Source organism: Streptomyces sp. NPDC046215, from assembly GCF_040646215.1.
Lineage (GTDB): Bacteria > Actinomycetota > Actinomycetes > Streptomycetales > Streptomycetaceae > Streptomyces > Streptomyces stramineus.
Genome location: NZ_JBEYZW010000022.1, coordinates 1 through 17,478, shown reverse-complemented (window position 1 = coordinate 17,478; position 17,478 = coordinate 1). Strand labels below are relative to the sequence as shown.

14 protein-coding genes are annotated in these 17,478 nt (G+C 73.4%); 4 read left to right on the top strand and 10 right to left on the bottom strand.

Features of this window, described 5'->3' with window-relative positions; genetic code table 11:
* The first annotated feature begins 73 nt into the window (after window positions 1-73).
* Window positions 74-859 carry a transcriptional repressor LexA gene (lexA, locus tag ABZ951_RS12575; protein WP_344089929.1) on the top strand — a complete coding sequence of 262 codons (786 nt, stop codon included), beginning with the start codon at window positions 74-76 and terminating at the stop codon, window positions 857-859.
* A 79-nt stretch (window positions 860-938) separates the two neighbouring features.
* On the opposite strand, the gene ABZ951_RS12570 is transcribed toward lexA, so the two are convergent.
* The 4 genes from ABZ951_RS12570 to ABZ951_RS12555 form a co-directional block, all read right to left on the bottom strand.
* Window positions 939-2,918 (bottom strand): ATP-dependent DNA helicase, encoded by a 1,980-nt coding sequence (locus ABZ951_RS12570; RefSeq protein WP_344089931.1) that lies wholly within the window; start codon window positions 2,916-2,918, stop codon window positions 939-941.
* Between the two features lie 81 nt (window positions 2,919-2,999).
* Window positions 3,000-3,686 carry a GNAT family N-acetyltransferase gene (locus ABZ951_RS12565; protein ID WP_344089933.1) on the bottom strand — a complete coding sequence of 229 codons (687 nt, stop codon included), beginning with the start codon at window positions 3,684-3,686 and terminating at the stop codon, window positions 3,000-3,002.
* Between the two features lie 34 nt (window positions 3,687-3,720).
* A complete protein-coding gene (locus ABZ951_RS12560) occupies window positions 3,721-5,634 on the bottom strand; it encodes an IucA/IucC family protein (RefSeq protein WP_344089935.1) in 1,914 nt (637 codons plus the stop codon).
* Between the two features lie 30 nt (window positions 5,635-5,664).
* Window positions 5,665-7,050: an aminotransferase class III-fold pyridoxal phosphate-dependent enzyme gene (locus tag ABZ951_RS12555; protein ID WP_344089937.1), complete on the bottom strand. Its 1,386-nt coding sequence runs from the start codon at window positions 7,048-7,050 to the stop codon at window positions 5,665-5,667.
* Between the two features lie 258 nt (window positions 7,051-7,308).
* Between ABZ951_RS12555 and ABZ951_RS12550 the strand changes: the two genes are divergently transcribed.
* A complete protein-coding gene (locus tag ABZ951_RS12550) occupies window positions 7,309-8,496 on the top strand; it encodes a hypothetical protein (RefSeq protein ID WP_344089939.1) in 1,188 nt (395 codons plus the stop codon).
* Window positions 8,497-8,564: 68 nt separating this feature from the next.
* Here the strand turns inward: ABZ951_RS12550 and hflX are convergent, their stop codons facing one another.
* The 6 genes from hflX to miaA all read right to left on the bottom strand — a co-directional run bounded on the left by hflX (window position 8,565) and on the right by miaA (window position 16,654).
* Window positions 8,565-10,046 carry a GTPase HflX gene (hflX, locus tag ABZ951_RS12545; protein WP_344089941.1) on the bottom strand — a complete coding sequence of 494 codons (1,482 nt, stop codon included), beginning with the start codon at window positions 10,044-10,046 and terminating at the stop codon, window positions 8,565-8,567.
* 137 nt (window positions 10,047-10,183) lie between these two features.
* Entirely contained in the window at window positions 10,184-11,656 is a 1,473-nt protein-coding gene (locus ABZ951_RS12540; RefSeq protein ID WP_344089943.1) for a M1 family metallopeptidase, read from the bottom strand.
* Between the two features lie 106 nt (window positions 11,657-11,762).
* A complete protein-coding gene (locus ABZ951_RS12535; protein ID WP_344089945.1) occupies window positions 11,763-13,886 on the bottom strand; it encodes an HD domain-containing protein in 2,124 nt (707 codons plus the stop codon).
* A gap of 191 nt (window positions 13,887-14,077) precedes the next feature.
* The gene (gene dapF / locus ABZ951_RS12530) at window positions 14,078-14,959 is read right to left on the bottom strand and encodes a diaminopimelate epimerase (RefSeq protein ID WP_344089947.1); all 882 of its coding nucleotides are present in this window, start codon (window positions 14,957-14,959) and stop codon (window positions 14,078-14,080) included.
* A 190-nt stretch (window positions 14,960-15,149) separates the two neighbouring features.
* Window positions 15,150-15,608, bottom strand: coding sequence for a hypothetical protein (locus tag ABZ951_RS12525; RefSeq protein WP_344090032.1), 459 nt, complete (start codon window positions 15,606-15,608; stop codon window positions 15,150-15,152).
* A gap of 107 nt (window positions 15,609-15,715) precedes the next feature.
* The gene (miaA, locus tag ABZ951_RS12520; protein WP_344089949.1) at window positions 15,716-16,654 is read right to left on the bottom strand and encodes a tRNA (adenosine(37)-N6)-dimethylallyltransferase MiaA; all 939 of its coding nucleotides are present in this window, start codon (window positions 16,652-16,654) and stop codon (window positions 15,716-15,718) included.
* A gap of 195 nt (window positions 16,655-16,849) precedes the next feature.
* On the opposite strand from miaA, the gene ABZ951_RS12515 reads away from it, so the two are divergent.
* Window positions 16,850-17,092, top strand: coding sequence for a hypothetical protein (locus ABZ951_RS12515; protein ID WP_344089952.1), 243 nt, complete (start codon window positions 16,850-16,852; stop codon window positions 17,090-17,092).
* A 32-nt stretch (window positions 17,093-17,124) separates the two neighbouring features.
* Window positions 17,125-17,370 carry an antitoxin gene (locus tag ABZ951_RS12510; RefSeq protein WP_344089954.1) on the top strand — a complete coding sequence of 82 codons (246 nt, stop codon included), beginning with the start codon at window positions 17,125-17,127 and terminating at the stop codon, window positions 17,368-17,370.
* The last annotated feature ends 108 nt before the right edge of the window (window positions 17,371-17,478 follow it).

Sequence of the window (17,478 nt, the reverse complement as noted above, 5' to 3'; positions counted from 1 at the left end):
CGTGTGTTTGGCGCAACCTTTCGAAAGCAACTACCGTTGTCCAGCTAGGGAGAACATCTCGAGAGGGGCCGACGTGACCACCACCGCAGACAGCGCCACCATCACCGCCCAGGACCGCTCCCAGAACCGACTCGACCAGGCACACCCGATGAATGACGCAGGCATGAACGCCGAGGGGCCGAAGCCCGCTCGCGCGCTTCCAGGACGACCTCCAGGCATCCGGGCGGACAGCTCGGGGCTCACCGATCGGCAGCGCCGGGTGATCGAAGTCATCCGGGACTCCGTCCAGCGCCGGGGCTATCCGCCCTCCATGCGGGAGATCGGCCAGGCGGTGGGGCTGTCGAGCACCTCGTCGGTGGCCCACCAGCTCATGGCCCTGGAGCGCAAGGGGTTCCTGCGCAGGGACCCGCACCGTCCCCGCGCCTACGAGGTGCGCGGCTCGGACCAGCCCAGCTCGCAGCCCACCGACACCACCGGGAAGCCGGCCGCCTCCTACGTCCCCCTGGTCGGCCGGATCGCCGCCGGTGGGCCGATCCTCGCCGAGGAGTCCGTCGAGGACGTCTTCCCCCTCCCCCGCCAACTGGTGGGTGACGGCGAGCTGTTCGTCCTGAAGGTGGTCGGCGACTCCATGGTCGAGGCCGCGATCTGTGACGGCGACTGGGTGACGGTGCGCCGCCAGCCCGTCGCCGAGAACGGTGACATCGTGGCCGCGATGCTCGACGGCGAGGCCACGGTCAAGCGCTTCAAGCGCGAGGACGGCCATGTCTGGCTGCTCCCGCACAACGCCGCCTACCAGCCCATTCCGGGCGATGAGGCGACGATCCTGGGCAAGGTGGTCGCAGTACTGCGCCGGGTCTGACGGCGCGTCGCAAGACCAGGCCCCGGAACCACTGCGCCGGTTCCGGGGCCTGCTGCTGCCCGGCCTGCGTCCCCGGCCGCTACTTCCCGTCCGCCGTGGCCGCCGCGTCGATGGCGGCCAGCGAGCGACGCGCCTGATTACGGTCCGTCGTGTACCAGAAATCGGGCATGGACGCGCGCAGGAAGCTGCCGTAGCGGGCGGTGGCCAGCCGGGGATCGAGCACCGCGACCACACCGCGATCACCGGTCGCCCGGACGAGGCGGCCCGCTCCCTGGGCCATCAGCAGCGCCGCGTGAGTCGCCGCGACGGCCATGAAGCCGTTGCCGCCTGCCTCCTCCACCGCCTTCTGCCGGGCGCTCATCAGCGGATCGTCGGGGCGCGGGAACGGCACCCGGTCCATCACGACGAGCTGACAGCTCGCCCCCGGGACATCGACGCCCTGCCACAGGGACAGGGTGCCGAACAGGCAGGTACGGGGGTCGGCGGCGAAGTTCCGGATGAGCTCGCCGAGGGTCTCCTCGCCCTGGAGCAGGATCGGGACGTCGAGCCGCCCGCGCAGCGCCTCCGCCGCTGCCTGGGCGGCCCGCATCGACGAGAACAGCCCGAGCGTCCGGCCTCCGGCGGCCTCGACCAGCTCGGCCAGCTCGTCGAGCATGTCCGTGCGGCTGCCCTCCCGGCCGGGCTGGGCCAGGTGCTTCGCGACGTAGAGGATCCCCTGCTTGGGGTAGTCGAAGGGGGAGCCGACGTCGACGCCCTTCCACTGCGGGCTGTCCTCGCCGCCGGTGCCCTCGGGGGCCAGCCCGAGGGAGGCGCCGACGCCGTTGAAATCGCCGCCGAGCTTGAGCGTGGCCGAGGTGAGGACGACGGAACGCTCGCTGAAGAGCTTCTCCCGCAGCAGGCCGGACACCGAGAGCGGCGCGACCCGCAGGGACGCCCCGAAGCGGTCGTGGCGCTCGTACCAGACGACGTCGTACTCCGAGCCCTCGACGATGCGCTCGGCCACCGTGTGGATGCTCTCCACGGCGGCCAGCGCCTGCTTGCGGACGACGTCCTCGTCCTGGACGGACTTGTCGCGGGTGTTGCCGATGGCCGAGATGACCGTGCGGGCCGCGTCCCGCAGGGCCGTCAAGGCGTACAGGAGGTCCTCGGGGATCTCCTCCAGGCGGCCCGGAAGGGCGAGCTCCATCAGCCGCTCGAAGCTCTCGGACGCGGTCTGCAGGGCGTCGGCGGCCTTCTCGTCGACGAGCTTGGCGGCCCGGCGCACCGCGCGGTTGACCTGGCCCGGGGTGAGCTCGCCGGTGGCGACGCCGGTGACCCGGGAGACCAGCTCGTGGGCCTCGTCGACGATCAGGACCTCGTGGCCGGGCAGCACGGGCGCGCCCTCGATGGCGTCGATGGCCAGCAGGGCGTGGTTGGTGACCACCACATCGGCGAGCTTGGCCCGCTCGCGGGCGGCCTCGGCGAAGCACTCCGGACCGTACGCGCACTTCGACGCCCCGAGGCACTCGCGCGAGGTGACCGAGACCTGGGACCACGCGCGGTCGGAGACTCCGGGGGTGAGGTCGTCGCGGTCACCGGTCTCGGTCTCGTCCGACCAGTCGCGCAGGCGCAGGAGGTCCTTGCCGAGCTTGCTGGAGGGGGCCGCCGCCTCGAAGGGGTCGAACAGCCCCTCTTCCTCCTCCTGCGGCACCCCCTCGTGCAGCCGGTGCAGGCACAGGTAGTTCGACCGGCCCTTGAGCATCGCGAACTGCGGGCGGCGGCGTAGCAGCGGCTGGAGGGCGTCGACCGTGCGCGGAAGATCACGCTCGACGAGCTGCCGCTGGAGCGCGAGCGTGGCCGTGGCCACGACGACGCGCTCGCCGTGCGCGAGGGCGGGCACCAGATAGCCGAGGGACTTTCCGGTGCCGGTGCCCGCCTGGACGAGCAGGTGGGCATCGCCGTCGACGGCTTCGGCGACGGCTTCGGCCATGGTGACCTGACCGGGCCGCTCCGTGCCGCCGACGGCGGTGACGGCGGCGTGCAGCAGGTCGGCGAGGGAGGGCGAGGAGGTGGCAGTCATAGCTGTTCCAGCCTAAGGGGCGGCACTGACATCACCGCAGCCCTCACGGAAAGTACAGCGGATCGAGAACCCCGTGCGCCCCTAGAGGACGCCGCGCAGCGCACGGTCGCGGATCACCAGGGCCGCTCGCTTGCCCGGCAGTTCGATCTCCGCGGACAGCCGGAAGCCCGCGCCGAGGAAGGCCGCGACGGAGGGGACGTTCCACAGGTCGGGCTCGGAGACGACACGGGCGCAGGCGGGCCGGTGGTCCAGGATGAGGTCCGCCACGGTGCGCAGCAGCCGGGTGCCGAGGCCCCGGCCCCGGTCGGCGACCCTGCCGATCAGCAGGTGGATCCCGGTGTCGTGCGGCCTGGCCGGGTAGTGGCGGGCGAGGGGGTCGAGGTCCGCGCGGTAGACCTCCCAGTAGCTCATCGGAACGTCGTCGAGGAGGCCTAGGCAGGGGACGCTGCGGCCGTCGCCGTCGAGCTGGGCGCGGAGGTGGGCGGCAGTGACGTCCTCGGGGCCGGCGAGCTCCCAGAAGGCGTCGACGGCGGGGTCGTTCATCCAGCGGGCGATGAGCGTCAGATCGCACTCGGGCCGGGCGGGGAGGAGCCGGAAGGTGCCCGCCCCGGTCCGGGCGGGGCCCCAGTCGGCGAGGGCGTCGAGCGGGTCGTCGGCCGTGCGGCCGCCCGTGCCGCCGGGTGCCGCCGGCCACTCCCGGGGGCCGAACGCGGCGGGTTCGCCGGGCAGCTCCAGTTCGAGGGTGTCCTCCGGGTCGGCGGGCGGCACCGCGGCGCCCTCCCCGCGAAGGGAGGGCCGCCGGTCATCCGGCTGGTGGGGCAAGGGGGTTGGCGATGCTGACGTAGACGGACTGGGTGGCGACCGGGCCGACGAGTTCGTCGAGGCCGCGCAGCCTGGTCAGCAGATTCGCCTTGCACCGCAGGGTGGATGCCCCGAGGAGGTGGGCGGGAAGGGTCGAGCGGGTGGCGGCGCGCTGGAGGAACCGTCGCAGGGCGGCCAGCAGGATCCGCTCGTCGGCCAGGCGCTGTGCGCCGAACGCGCCGATCAGACCGAGGATGTTGTTGATGCCGAAGTAGTAGGCGAACCTTTCGTCGGCCACCTGGTCGGTGACGAACGTGCCGCTCTCCGCGCCGATTCCGGGGAGCCGTGCGTCCAGGGCTGCCCGGTGGGACTCCCGGAAGTAGTAGCCCTGGTTGTCGCGGAAGCGGCCGCCGGCCGGCCAGCCGTCGCGGTCCAGGAGGACCAAAGTGTTCTGCTGGTGGGCCTCCAGGGCGATGCCCGCCTCGCCGTCGAGCCAGAGCACGGGCCGGACGACGGCCTCCAGGTAGCGCAGGAACCACTCGGCGGAGACGGCCGTGGCGGGGCGGCCGGTGCGCAGGGCGAGGCGGGTGACGATCTCCGCGAGGCGGGAGCGCATGGTGAGGTGGCCGTGCCGCTCTTCGCCGAGCTGCCAGGGGCGGGGCGAGAGCAGGCCCGCGAGGCACGCGGCGTCGTCTCCGGGGCCGAAGGGGTTGTGCCGGATGACGGCGTCGAGCCCGGTCACCGGCGTGCCGTCGGGTGCGTCGACCGCGAGCCAGGCGGGGTCGCGGACGATGTCGAAACCCAGGCCCCCGGGGCAGGCGGCCCGCCACCGCTCGGCCAGGCCGCTGCGCAGCAGCCGGTGCACCTCGACGCCGCGGCACAGCTCCTTGCGGAGGTTCTCCCGCCGGGAGTTGGTGAGGTGCAGGCCCAAGGAGAGCTTCAGCATCGCGGGCGCGCCCGGGCGGTGGACGGTGCGTACGGAGGAGGTGGGGTGCCAGGGGTCGCCGAGCGGGCCGAGGTCCTGGAGGAGTCCGGCGTCCAGGAGCCGGGCGACGGCCGGGCGGCTGCGGATGTCGCGCGCCTGCCAGGGGTGCAGGGGCAGGGGGACGGTGTCCGGGGGCAGCCGCAGGGCGGGGCCGGCGAGGCGGGCGGCCAGGGTGGCGGCGTCGACGGCCCGGCCGCGCTCGGTCCAGGCCGAGTCGGTGGCGAGCAGGGACCGGTGGACGGCCAGCCACTGCAGGGGGAAGGAGCCCCGCGTCTCCGGGGAGTAGCGGCGGGACTCGGAGTCGGAGAGGCCCTCGCGGCTCTTGGGCGCGGGGTGGAGGGGGTGGCCGAGCAGGAGGGACTGTTCGGCGTAGAGGAAGAGAGCCGTTCCGGCCGGGTCGGCGGGCCGTTCGCGGCGGTCGGCCAGGAACTGGGCCGTGCGGCGGACGGAGTCCGCGACCCTGCCGACGAGCTCGGCGCCGGGGGCGAGGGGGCCCTGGCCCGCGCGTGCGGCCCGGTGGGCGCTTTCGCGGGCGAGGAGCGCGGCCAGGGTCACGGCGTCGACGGCGGGGGCGTCCGGCGGGCCGCCGGCCAGGGTGGGTGCGCCCAGGCGGTGCCAGCCGGCCGCGGACCAGTAGCGCAGGGGGACGCGCAGGGCGGTGCCGCTCGCGGCGAGGGGCAGCCGGAGGGTGTCGCCGTCGGGGCGGGGGAGGTCGTTCTCGCGGATCCAGCAGCGCAGGAGGTTCTCCACGGTGGCGGCGTCCGCGGCGGTGCCCGGGTCGGGGTGCTCCAGCGGGTCGGCGGCCGGGCCGGCGGCCGGGTTCCCGCCGCGGCCCCCTTGGCGCGGCACCGGGGAGGCCGCCGGCGGCCGGTCGGGCTCGTGCTCCCGGCCGGTGGCGGACGCATCGGTTCCGGACAGGGCTGCGTTCATGCGGGGTACGGCGCGCGGGTCACGGCGGTGTCAGGCCGGGGACGCGGCGCCTGCCTCCTTCGGCGTGCTGGGGGTGGCGGGGCGGCTGTGCTTCCGGGCGGCCGCGGAGACGGCGTCGGAGAAGCGGTCGAGGATCGCGTGTGCCTGCTCGTCGGTGATGGTCAGGGGCGGCAGGAGGCGGACGACGCAGGAGTGGCGGCCGCCCGGCTCGACGATCAGGCCGCGGCGCAGGCACTCCTGCTGCACGGCGGCGGCCAGGGCGGGTGCGGGGGGCCGGGGGCCCGGAGGGGCGTCCGGGGGCTCGCCCCTGCCCGCCGGGTCGCCGTCCGGATCGACGAACTCGACGCCGATCATCAGGCCGAGGCCCCGCACGTCGCCCACGCAGTCGTGCTCGCGCGCCAGCTGTCGCAGGTGGCGCAGCATGCGCTCGCCGAGCAGCGCGGCCCGCTCGGCGAGGCCGTTCTCCCGGACGTGGCGCAGGGTCGCGGCGCCGGCCGCCATGGCCAGCTGATTGCCCCGGGAGACACCCGCGCGGTCGCCGGGCGGGCCGGCGTCGAGCCCCTCGCGGTGGACGATCACGGCGAGCGGGAGGCTGCCGCCCATCCCCTTGGAGAGGATCATGACGTCGGGCTCGATGCCACTGTGTTCGACGGCCCAGAACCGCCCGGTGCGGCCCACGCCGGTCTGCAGTTCGTCGGCGATGAGCGGGACGGACCGTGCTTCGGTGAGGGCGCGCAGCCGGCGCAGCCAGTCCTCCGGCGCGGGGATCACTCCGCCCTCGCCCTGCACGGGCTCGACGACCATCCCGGCCGGGGCCCCGGCACCGCCGCAGGCGTCGTCGAGGAGGCTCTCGGCCCAGCGGGCCGCCAGCTGCGCGCCGAGGCGGCCGCCGACGCCGAAGGGGCAGCGGTAGTCCTGCGGGTAGGGCAGGCGGGTCACGCGGGTGCCGGGGGCGCGGTGGTCGGAACCGGTGAAGGCGAGCAGCCCCGTACGGCCCGTCGCGGTGCGTACGAGGTGGAAGGCGGCCTCCACCGCGTCGGCGTGGGCGGGACCGCAGAACCGGACGTGCGCGGTATCGGCCAGCCCCCGGGGGAGCGTGGCGAACAGCTCGTCGGTGAAGGCGTCCTGCACCGGTGTGATCACGCCCGGTGCCGGGCCCGGGTCAAGGGCGGCGCGGATGGCTTCGAGCACGACCGGGTGATGGTGGCCGAGGACCAGCGAACCGGCCCCCGAGAGGCAGTCGAGGTAGCGGCGGCCGTCGGCGGCCTCGATGGTCAGCCCCCGGGCGCGCACGGGGACGACGGGGAGGGAGCGGGCGTAGGCGCGGGCCGCGGGCTCCCGTGCGGACTGCCGCCGGACGGTGCCCTGGTGAGCCGCTGACGACGGCGCCGTCGGCGGGAGCTGGGTCACGGCCACGGCTTTGGGACCTCCTGCTGCTGAACGCCGGTCGGTTCTCCCCCGTACGTACCAACGACGCCGGGAGCGGCGGAACACGGCCCGGCGTCAAGATCCTTGCGGCGGAACCGGGGACCCTCCGTCCGCCGTCCCCCCTCTCACCGGCATAGTGTGGCTCCGCCCCCTCGCCGGGGCGGTGCATGACAACTTTCAGTACCCGTGCAGGCGCGCTCAGCAGGCACAAGCCCGTCTTCAGATCGATCAGGGGGAACCCACTCCATGCCATCCTTCCGCCGGCCTGCGCTGGCCGCCGCCGCTCTGACGGCCGCGCTGGCGCTGACCGCCACCGCGTGCGGCCCCACCGAGGACAAGGCCGCGGGCGGCGACCAGCCCAGCGCGTCCGCCACGCAGTCGGGCGCAGACGGTCTCCAGCTCCCCAAGAACCTCCCCGCCTCGCTCAAGGACCTGGAGAAGTGGAAGAACGGGGAGTGGAAGAACTGGGACAAGGACCAGTGGCTGCGTGAGGCCCGTGACTTCGTCAATCCGATCATCAAGGGCCACTGGAAGCCCGAGATGATGAAGGACGCGCGCTCCAGCGACAAGACGCTCGCCACGCAGGGTGCCGCCGGCTCGGCCCCCGGCGCCTCCGGCGACCAGGGCATCACCGACCCCGAGCCGAGCCCCGTCAAGGCCAAGTCGGTCGCCCTGCCGTACCACCGGAACGCGGCGCCGGTCGGGAAGGTCTTCTTCGACAGCCCCCAGGGCCACATGGTGTGCTCGGCGACGGTCGTCAAGGACCCGGCACATCCCGGCAAGTCCAACATGGTGTGGACCGCGGGCCACTGCGTGCACTCGGGCAAGAAGGGCGGCTGGTTCCGCAACATCGCCTTCGTGCCCTCCTACAACGACAAGGGCCTGCCCGGCTCGCAGGTCAACACCGCGCCGGTGCAGGACGTCGCTCCGTACGGCATGTGGTGGGCGGACTGGGCGCAGACGTCCGGGCAGTGGATCTCGCAGGGCGCCGAGACCGGTGGCGCGGGCGCCCCGTACGACTTCGCCGTGCTGCACGTGAAGCCCGAGGCCGGCTCCGGCAAGTCGCTCGAAGAGACGGTGGGCAACGCCCTCACCGTGGACTTCGACGCCCCGCAGGTGAAGTCCATCCGCTCCATGGGCGCCTGGGGCTACCCGGCCGCGCCGCCCTTCGACGGGCAGAAGATGTACGACTGCATCGACAAGCCGGGCCGGCTGACCATCGAGCCGTCCCAGCCGACGATGTACCGCATCGGCTGCACGATGACCGGTGGTTCCTCCGGCGGCGGCTGGTTCGCCGTGCGCGACGGCAAGACGGTGCTGGTCTCCAACACCTCCATCGGCCCGTCCAACAGCACCTGGCTGGCCGGGCCGCGGCTCGGCCCGGAGGCGAAGGGCGTCTACGACGCGCTCAGCCGGAAGTTCGCCAACCGCTGACCGCACGGACAAGGCCCGCCCCCGTCGACGACGGGGGCGGGCCTTCGCGCATCCGCGGGCGGCCGAGGTCAGCCGCGGGCCGCGGGGACGTACCGCTGGAGCTCGGCGGCGAGCTCCTCGTGGACGCGGGCCTTGATCAGCGTGCCTTCCGGGGTGTGCTCCTCGGAGAGCACCTCACCGTCGGCGTGCGCCCGCGCGACCAGGGCACCCTGCGTGTACGGCACGAGCGCCTCGATCTCCACGGCGGGACGGGGCAGCTCGGCGTCGATCAGGCCGAGGAGCTCCTCGATGCCCTCGCCGGACCGCGCGGAGACGGCCAGGGAGTGCTTCTCGACGCGCAGCAGCCGCTGCAGGACGAGCGGATCGGCCGCGTCCGCCTTGTTGATCACGACGATCTCGGGGACGTCGACCGCCCCGACCTCGCGGATCACCTCGCGCACGGCGGCCAGCTGCTCCTCCGGCGCCGGGTGCGAACCGTCGACCACGTGCAGGATCAGGTCGGAGTCCCCGACCTCCTCCATGGTGGAGCGGAACGCCTCGACGAGGTGGTGCGGCAGGTGCCGGACGAAGCCGACGGTGTCGGCCAGGGTGTAGAGCCGCCCGCTGGGCGTCTCGGCCCGGCGGACGGTGGGGTCGAGGGTGGCGAACAGGGAGTTCTCCACCAGCACGCCCGCGCCCGTGAGGCGGTTGAGCAGGGAGGACTTGCCGGCGTTGGTGTACCCGGCGATGGCGACCGAGGGCACCTTGTTCCGCCGGCGTTCCTGGCGCTTGATGTCGCGCCCGGTCTTCATCTCCGCGATCTCCCGGCGCATCTTCGCCATCTTCTCGCGAATGCGGCGCCGGTCCGTTTCGATCTTGGTCTCACCGGGGCCACGGGTGGCCATGCCGCCACCGCCGCCGCCACCCATCTGCCGGGACAGCGAGGCACCCCAGCCACGCAGGCGCGGCAGCATGTACTGCATCTGCGCGAGCGCGACCTGCGCCTTGCCCTCTCGGGACTTGGCGTGCTGAGCGAAGATGTCCAGGATGAGGGCGGTCCGGTCGACCACCTTCACCTTGACGACGTCTTCGAGGGCGATGAGCTGGCCGGGGCTGAGCTCGCCGTCGCAGACGACGGTGTCGGCGCCGCTCTCCAGGACGATGTCCCGAAGCTCGCGCGCCTTGCCGGAGCCGATGAAGGTGGCCGGGTCGGGCTTGTCGCGGCGCTGGACGACTCCGTCGAGCACCAGGGCGCCCGCGGTCTCGGCGAGCGCGGCGAGCTCCGCGAGGGAGTTCTCCGCGTCCTGGGCCGTGCCGGACGTCCAGACGCCGACCAGCACCACGCGCTCCAGGCGCAGCTGCCGGTACTCGACCTCGGTGACGTCCTCCAGCTCGGTGGAGAGACCCGCGACACGGCGCAGGGCCGCGCGCTCGGAGCGGTCGTACTGGTCGCCGTCGCGCTCTCCGTCGATCTCGTGGCTCCAGGCGACGTCCTCTTCCATCAGGGCGTCGGCCCGAAGGCTCTCCGGGAGGCTCTGCCGGTCCTGGGGAAGGGAAGAAGAGGAGGTCATTTGATCCTTTGCGTCGTTGGGAGGTGCCGGCCCCGTCAGAGGGGCCGCACCGTCGACAACGCGCCGGGGGCCCCGGAGATTCCCGGGGCGGGGCGCCCGTGCCGACCCGTCGATGGTCCCACGCCGCCGCCGGAGCGTCACGCGGGTTTCCGTGCGGCCTTCCAGTCGGGCCGGCCGGGCATGGGCGGGGTCGTGGGCTCGTACAGCCAGCCGTGCAGGAAGCCCGTCAGGTCCCGGCCGGCGATCCGGGAGGCGAGCGCGGTGAAGTCCGCGGTGGTGGCCGTCGCGTCGCGGTGGGCCGTGACCCACTCGCGCTCCAGCCGCTCGAACGCGGGCGCCCCGATCTTCTGCTGCAGGGCGTAGAGCACCAGCGCGCTGCCGTCGTAGACGACGGGCCGGAAGATGCTGATCTTCCGGCCGGGGTCGGGCGGCTTCGGTGCGGCCGGCGGGCCGCCGTCGGCGCGCCACTCGTCGGAGTGCTCGTAGGCGAAGCGCATGCGGGCGTCGAAGCTCTTGCCGCTGCGCTCCGCCGCGTACTTCGCCTCGTACCAGCTGGCGTGGCCCTCGTTGAGCCAGAGGTCGGACCAGGTGCGGGGACTGACGCTGTCGCCGAACCACTGGTGGGCGAGCTCGTGCACCATGATCGATTCGAGGTACCAGGCGGGCATGTCGGTCCGGGCGAACAGGTCGCGCTCGAAGAGGGAGAGCGTCTGCGTCTCCAGTTCGAAGCCGGTGGAGGCGTCGGCCAGCAGCATCCCGTAGGTCTCGAAGGGGTAGCGGCCGACCCTCTTCTCCATCCAGCTGATCTGGCCGGGCGTCTTCGCCGCCCACTTCTCCAGGGCCTCGCGGTCCGCCGCGGGCACCACGTCGCGCAGGGGCAGGCCGTGCGGCCCGGTGCGGCGGAGGACGGCGGAGCGGCCGATGGAGACCTGGGCGAGTTCGGTGGCCATGGGATGCCTGCTCCGGTACGTCCACGTGGTGGCGGCGCCCCGGGTGACCCGGCCCTCGGGCAGCCCGTTGGCCACCACGGTCAGCTCCTTGGGCGCGGTGACGCGGAAGGTGAAGCGGGCCTTGTCCGCCGGGTGGTCGTTGCCGGGGAAGACCCGGTGGGCGGCGTCGGCCTGGTTCGCCATGGCCAGGCCGTCGCTCGTGGGCACCCAGCCGCCGCCCTTCCCGCGCGGGTCGCTGGTGTGGTGCACGGTGACGGTGAACCGGCCGTGGGCCGGCAGGGGCACGGCCGGGGTGACGGACAGGTCCTCCTTGACCGGGGTGAACTCCGCGGGCAGCCCGTTGACGCGGACCGAGCGGACCGTGCCGCCGGAGAAGTCCAGATTGAAGCGTTCCAGCCAGGTGGTGGCCTCGGCCTCCACGGTGGTGACGGCATCGAGCGGCTTGTCGTTGCCGTGATAGGTGAACGTGATGTCGTAGGCGGAGACGTCGTAGCCGGGGTTGCCGAGGTCCGGGAAGAGGCGGTCACCGATCCCCTGCGGAGTGGCGGCCGGCGGGGCCGCGGCACCCACGAGAAGGGCCGTGGCGGCTGCGGTGAGGGCGACCCGGCGGCGTGCGGAGCACCGGGCCTTCGGGGAGCGTCTCCCGGATGTGTGCGGCATGCGTCCACCGCTATCAGCGCGGGTGCCCCCACCGTCGGCGGCACGACGCCACCCCACCCGTACGAGCGTTTCGGGCGGATGTACGAGCCTCACGCCCGCGGCGCGCTCACAGGGGTGCGCCGGCGACCGCGCGCCCCGCCCGGTCGACGTCGTAGACCCCGGGGACCCGCCGCATCGCCCGCATCAGCTCCGGTAGCCGGGCGGCGTCGGCGAGCTGGAGGGTGTACGTGTGGCGCACCCGCTGCTCGTGCGGGGGCTCGACCGCCGCGGAGATGACCGCCGCGCCCTCCGCGGCGATGGCCTCGGTGAGGTCGGCGAGCAGGTGCGGCCTGCTGAAGGACTCCGCGAAGAGCGTGACCCGGTAGTCGCAGGCGCCTTCCGGACTGCTCCAGCGCACGCCCACCGGCTCGCGCCCCGAGGTGACCATGCGGTCCACCGCCGGGCATTGCGCCCGGTGGACGGTCACCGTGCCCCCGCGCACGGCGAACCCGGTGACCTCGTCGGGTGGGACGGGGGTACAGCAGCCCGCCAGCCGCACGCTCGCCGCGGCCAGCTCCGCGCCTCCGGTCGTGACGGCCACGGGCCGGCCCGCGGCGGGGGCGGTGGCCCGGGGCGGCGGACACGGGCGCCCGGGGCCCAGGGGCACCGGCGGCACGGCCGGGTCCGGTGCCGGGTGGGTGGCCAGCCAGCGCTCGATGGCGATGCGGGCCGCGGGCGTGCGGGCGTGGTCGAGCCAGTCGGGGGACGGCCCGGAGACGGCGTCGCGGGACATCAGCAGTTGCAGGGTGTCGCCGTCGCTGAGGACCGTGCTGAGGGTCGCCAGCCGGCCGTTGACCCGGGCGCCGATGCAGCCGTGGGCGCCGTCCCCGTGCAGCGCGTAGGCGGCGTCGACACAGCTCGCGCCCGCCGGCAGGCCGAGCGTCCCCCCGTCGGCGCGGAAGACGGTGACCTCGCGGTCCTGGGCCAGCTCGTCGCGGAGGGAGGTCCAGAAGGTGTCGGGGTCGGGTGTGGCCCGCTGCCACTCCAGCAGCCGGGAGAGCCAGCCGGGGCGGGTGGGGTCCACGCGCTCGCCGTCCGCCGCGTCCGGAGTCTCAGGCGCCGCGTACGGGTTGCCGAGGGCGATGACGCCCGCCTCGGCGACGCGGTGCATCTGATGGGTGCGGATGAGGACCTGCGCGGCCTCGCCGGTGGGACCCGCCACGGCGGTGTGCAGCGACTGGTAGAGGTTGAATTTCGGTACGGCGATGAAGTCCTTGAACTCCGAGATGAACGGGGTGAAGCAGGTGTGCAGCTCGCCGAGGACCGCGTAGCAGTCGGCGTCCTCCGCAACGAGGACGAGCAGCCGGCCCAGATCGGAGCCGGTCACTCCGCCCCGCTGGAGCCGCACCCGGTGGACGGAGACGAAGTGCCGGGAGCGCACGAGCACGTCGGCGGCGATGCCCGCTTCCCGCAGCACCGCCCGCATGCGCCCGGCGGTCGCCTGCAGGGGGTCGGGCCGGCCCGCGTGCGCGAGGACGAGCTCACGGGTGCGGGCGTATTCCTCGGGGTGGAGGATCGCGAAGACCAGATCCTCCAGTTCGGTCTTGAGGGCCTGCACTCCCAGCCGCTCGGCGAGCGGGATCAGCACGTCGCGGGTGACCTTGGCGATCCGCACCTGCTTCTCGGGGCGCATGACCCCGAGCGTGCGCATGTTGTGCAGCCGGTCGGCGAGCTTGATGGACATCACCCGCACGTCGTTGCCGGTGGCGACGAGCATCTTGCGGAACGTCTCCGGCTCGGCGGCGGCGCCGTAGTCGACCTTCTCCAGCTTGGTGACGCCGTCGACGAGGAAGCGGATCTCCTCGCCGAACTCCCTGCGCACCTGATCGAGGGTCACCTCGGTGTCCTCGACGGTGTCGTGGAGGAGAGAGGCCGTCAGCGTCGTCGTCTCGGCGCCCAGTTCGGCGAGGATCAGCGTCACGGCCAGCGGGTGGGTGATGTAGGGCTCGCCGCTTTTGCGCGTCTGCCCGCGGTGCGAGGACTCGGCGAGCAGATAGGCCCTGCGCAGGATGTCGAGATCCGCGCCGGGGTGGTGGCCGCGGTGGACCTTGGCCACGTGGTCGATGGCGTCCGGGAGCCGGCCGCGCGCCCCCGATCCGCTGAGGGCCGCGCGGCCCAGGCGTCTCAGGTCGATGCGGGCTCGGCCGCGCCAGCGGCCGGGAACACCTTCGTTCGTGGCCTCTGCGCTCATGGGCACCTCCGGCAGCGTCGACCGGCGGTCGGCTCGCGCCTCCGGACCGGTGCTTGATGCTACCGAGCCCATCACGCGCTGCTCACCCGCTCTCGCCCAGAGTGAAACGGATCACCCATTCGAGCGAGCCACACAGCCAGGAGTTCGGCGAACGGGCCGGACCGGGGTAATGCGCGAGGGTCACCCGGGGGTCAGAGAAGGACCGTGTCCAGCCACGACGCGTCGAACACGCCCTCCGCGACGATCACCGCGGGGCCGGTCATCTCGATCGTTCCGTCCGGGCTCTCGCCGATCACCAGGCGGCCGCCGGGGACGTCCACGGTGTAGGTGACGGGGAGCCCGGTGACCGCGGGGTCGAGGCCGTCACGGCGGGCTGCCGCGACCATCACCGCGCAGGCGCCCGTGCCGCAGGAGCGCGTCTCGCCGGACCCGCGCTCGTGCACCCGCATCTCCACGTGGCGCGGCCCGCGGTCGACGACGAATTCGACGTTGGTGCCGTCGGGGTACGCGGCGGCGGGGGCGACAGCGGGGGCCTCGTACAGATGGCCGGCGTCGGCGAGGTCGTCCACGAAAGAGACGGCGTGGGGATTGCCCATGTTGACGTTGCGGGCGGGCCAGACGCGGGAGCCGACCGTGACGGTGACGTCCCCGGCGGGCAGTTGCGCCCTGCCCATGGAGACGGTGACGCCGCCGCCCGCGCTCTCCTTGGCGATGTGGACGCGCCGGACCCCGGCGCGGGTGGCGATCACCAGATCGCCGGCTTCGGCGAGGCCCGCCCGCTGGAGGTACCGGGCGAAGACGCGGACGCCGTTGCCGCACATCTCGGCGACGGTGCCGTCGCTGTTGCGGTAGTCCATGAACCACTCGGCCTCACCGGCCATCGCGCGCGCCTCGGGGTGGGCGGCGGACCGCACGACCCGCAGCACTCCGTCGGCGCCGAGGCCGGCGCGGCGGTCGCACAGGCGGGCGACTGCGGCCGGGGACAGCTCGATGCGCCCCTCGTGGTCGGGGATGATCACGAAGTCGTTCTCGGTGCCGTGACCCTTGAGGAAGGCGATCTGTGCTGTGCTCACGGTTCGATGGTACGGGGCACCGCTGACAGCCCCTTGGTGAGCCCCGGCCCGCGAGCGGCGTCCGGTGCGGGCGCTCACAAGGCGGGGGGGCGCCCCTCGCGCGGGCCCGACCAGGCGCTCCCCCGGCTGCCGCCGGGAGGTGCCCCGTGGTGCCGGGCGGCGGCAGTCCGCGAAGGCCGCCGGACGCGCCCTAGCGCAGGCGGGCCACCCGCCAGACGGCGAGCACGACCACCACGGCGACCGCGGCGGTGTACAGGGCGACGTAGCGCCAGTCCGGTCGGCTGCCGGAGCCCCGGGGCGGCAGCCCGGGCCAGGTGTAGCCGACCCGGCGGGCGGCCGTCACGCCCCAGCCGGCGGCGCAGCAGCTGATGAGCAGCCCCAGCATGGCGACGACCGGCCCGCCGTCGCCGAACTCGAAGGCGAGCGGGAAGGCGAACATCAGCGAGCCCGTCGCGGCCAGGGCGACGATGGGAGCGATCTGCCAGGCGCGCAGCCTGCGCGGAGGGCGCAGCTCGCGGAACGAGGCGGGCGCGGTGGTGCCGGCCGCGGTGTCGTCGTCGGGCGCGCTGTCCTCGAGGCCATCCGGAGTCAGCGATTCCGGCTCGCTCTGCGGCGGCTGCTGCGGTCTGTCACGAGGGCCGGCCTCCATCGCCACGCGCCCTCCCAACTCGGACTTCACGGCTCGATCGAAACCTGATGATGGCACGCTCACGCATGCCGGAATGGCGTGCATAGCTTCCCGATGCCATCACGTGATCAGGCTGTGACCGCCCGTTCGAGCAACGCCAGCGCACTTCCGCGGAGTTCCGCCCTCCGGTCGGCCGCGCCGCTGAGCCAGTGGACCCGGGAATCCCGCCGGAACCACGAGTCCTGCCGCCGCGCGAACCGCTTGGTGGCCCGCACGGTCTCGGTGCGGGCCTCCTCCTCGGTGCACTCCCCCGCGAGGAAGGAGAGCACCTGCTGGTAGCCGAGCGCGCGTGACGCGGTGCGGCCCTCGCGCAGGCCCTCGCGCTCCAGCGCGCGCACCTCGTCGACGAGCCCGGCCTCCCACATGCGGTCCACCCGCGCGGTGATGCGCTCGTCGAGCTCGGGGCGTTCGACGTCGACGCCGATCTGCAGCGCGTCGTACACGGGCTCTTCGCCGGGGAGGTTGGCCGTGAAGGGCCGGCCGGTGAGCTCGATGACCTCCAGGGCGCGGACGATCCGGCGTCCGTTGCCCGGCAGGATGGCCCGGCCGGCGGCCGGGTCGGCGGCGGCCAGCCGGGCGTGCAGGACGCCCGGGCCGTGCTCGGCCAGCTCCTCCTCCAGGCGCCCCCGCACGGCCGGGTCGGTACCGGGGAAGTCGAGCGCGTCGATCGTGCCCTTGATGTAGAGCCCGGAGCCCCCGACGAGCACGGGGGTGCGGCCCTCGGCGAGCAGCCGGTCGATCTCGGCGCGGGCCAGGCGCTGGTACTCGGCGACGCTCGCGGCCTCCTTGACGTCCCAGATGTCGAGGAGGCGGTGCGGCACGCCCTGCCGCTCCTCGGGCGTCAGCTTGGCGGTGCCGATGTCCATGCCCCGGTAGAGCTGCATGGAGTCGGCGTTGACGACCTCGCCGCCCAGGTGCTGGGCGAGGGCGACGCCGAGGTCGGACTTGCCCGCCGCCGTGGGGCCGACGACGGCGATGACCCGCGGGGCGGGAACTGCGTTTTTCACCGGGTTTTTCACCGGATCAGTCTCGCAAACCTTTGCCATGACCCTCGAACGAGCGACGTGACGCGACGCTGCCGGTTTCGTTGCCTGTTGCGAGGTTCCGAGAGCCGGTTCACGGTCGGTGTCCGGGAACGGCGCAACACGACGCACCGGACGACGCGGGATTTCGCTCACACCAGTAAGGTAAATGGAGTAGATATGGGCGTGTTTTCAAAGTTCCGCCGTAAGAAGGCCGAAGCGTCAACGGAAGAGGCGGCGACAGCCACTCTGACGGCGGAATCGGCCGACGACGCCGGGACCACCGAGGCCGCCGAGGCGGAGCCGGAGAAGTCCGGCGAGGCCGAGGCGGAGGCCGCGGCGGGCGAGGGAGTAGAGATTCCCAAGCAGCAGTCCGCGGAGAAGGCGGCCGACAGCGAGGCCGGTGAGGGCGCCCGTAAGTAAGTACTGAACCAAGAAAGACGAGGGAAGGCGCCATGGGCCTGTTGGACAATCTCAAGGCCAAGCTCGCCCCTGCGAAGGCAAAGGTCGGCGACCTGGCGCAGCAGCACGGGGACAAGATCGAGCAGGGGCTCGAGAAGGCCGCCAAGGTCGTCGACGAGAAGACCAAGGGCAAGTACAGCAGCCAGATCCAGTCGGGCACCGGCAAGGCCAAGGACGCCATCGACCGTCTCGCCGAGAAGGATGGCAAGGACGGTGGTACGGGCCCCAAGGCTCCTTGATACCTCGTCGGCGTGGTTGCCGCAGGCGGAGGTCACCGAGCTCATCGCCCTGCGCACCGACGCCCCGGTCGAGGCCGCGCCGGACCGCGGCCGCAAGGTGTGGCTGCA

Excerpts from the sequence above, each read along its gene's own strand:
- ABZ951_RS12570 (WP_344089931.1), bottom strand. The coding sequence starts at position 2,918 with ATGACTGCCACCTCCTCGCCCTCCCTCGCCGACCTGCTGCACGCCGCC.
- ABZ951_RS12560 (WP_344089935.1), bottom strand. The coding sequence starts at position 5,634 with ATGAACGCAGCCCTGTCCGGAACCGATGCGTCCGCCACCGGCCGGGAG.
- ABZ951_RS12550 (WP_344089939.1), top strand. The coding sequence starts at position 7,309 with ATGCCATCCTTCCGCCGGCCTGCGCTGGCCGCCGCCGCTCTGACGGCC.
- hflX (WP_344089941.1), bottom strand. The coding sequence starts at position 10,046 with ATGACCTCCTCTTCTTCCCTTCCCCAGGACCGGCAGAGCCTCCCGGAG.
- ABZ951_RS12540 (WP_344089943.1), bottom strand. The coding sequence starts at position 11,656 with ATGCCGCACACATCCGGGAGACGCTCCCCGAAGGCCCGGTGCTCCGCA.
- ABZ951_RS12535 (WP_344089945.1), bottom strand. The coding sequence starts at position 13,886 with ATGAGCGCAGAGGCCACGAACGAAGGTGTTCCCGGCCGCTGGCGCGGC.
- ABZ951_RS12525 (WP_344090032.1), bottom strand. The coding sequence starts at position 15,608 with ATGGAGGCCGGCCCTCGTGACAGACCGCAGCAGCCGCCGCAGAGCGAG.
- ABZ951_RS12515 (WP_344089952.1), top strand. The coding sequence starts at position 16,850 with ATGGGCGTGTTTTCAAAGTTCCGCCGTAAGAAGGCCGAAGCGTCAACG.
- ABZ951_RS12510 (WP_344089954.1), top strand. The coding sequence starts at position 17,125 with ATGGGCCTGTTGGACAATCTCAAGGCCAAGCTCGCCCCTGCGAAGGCA.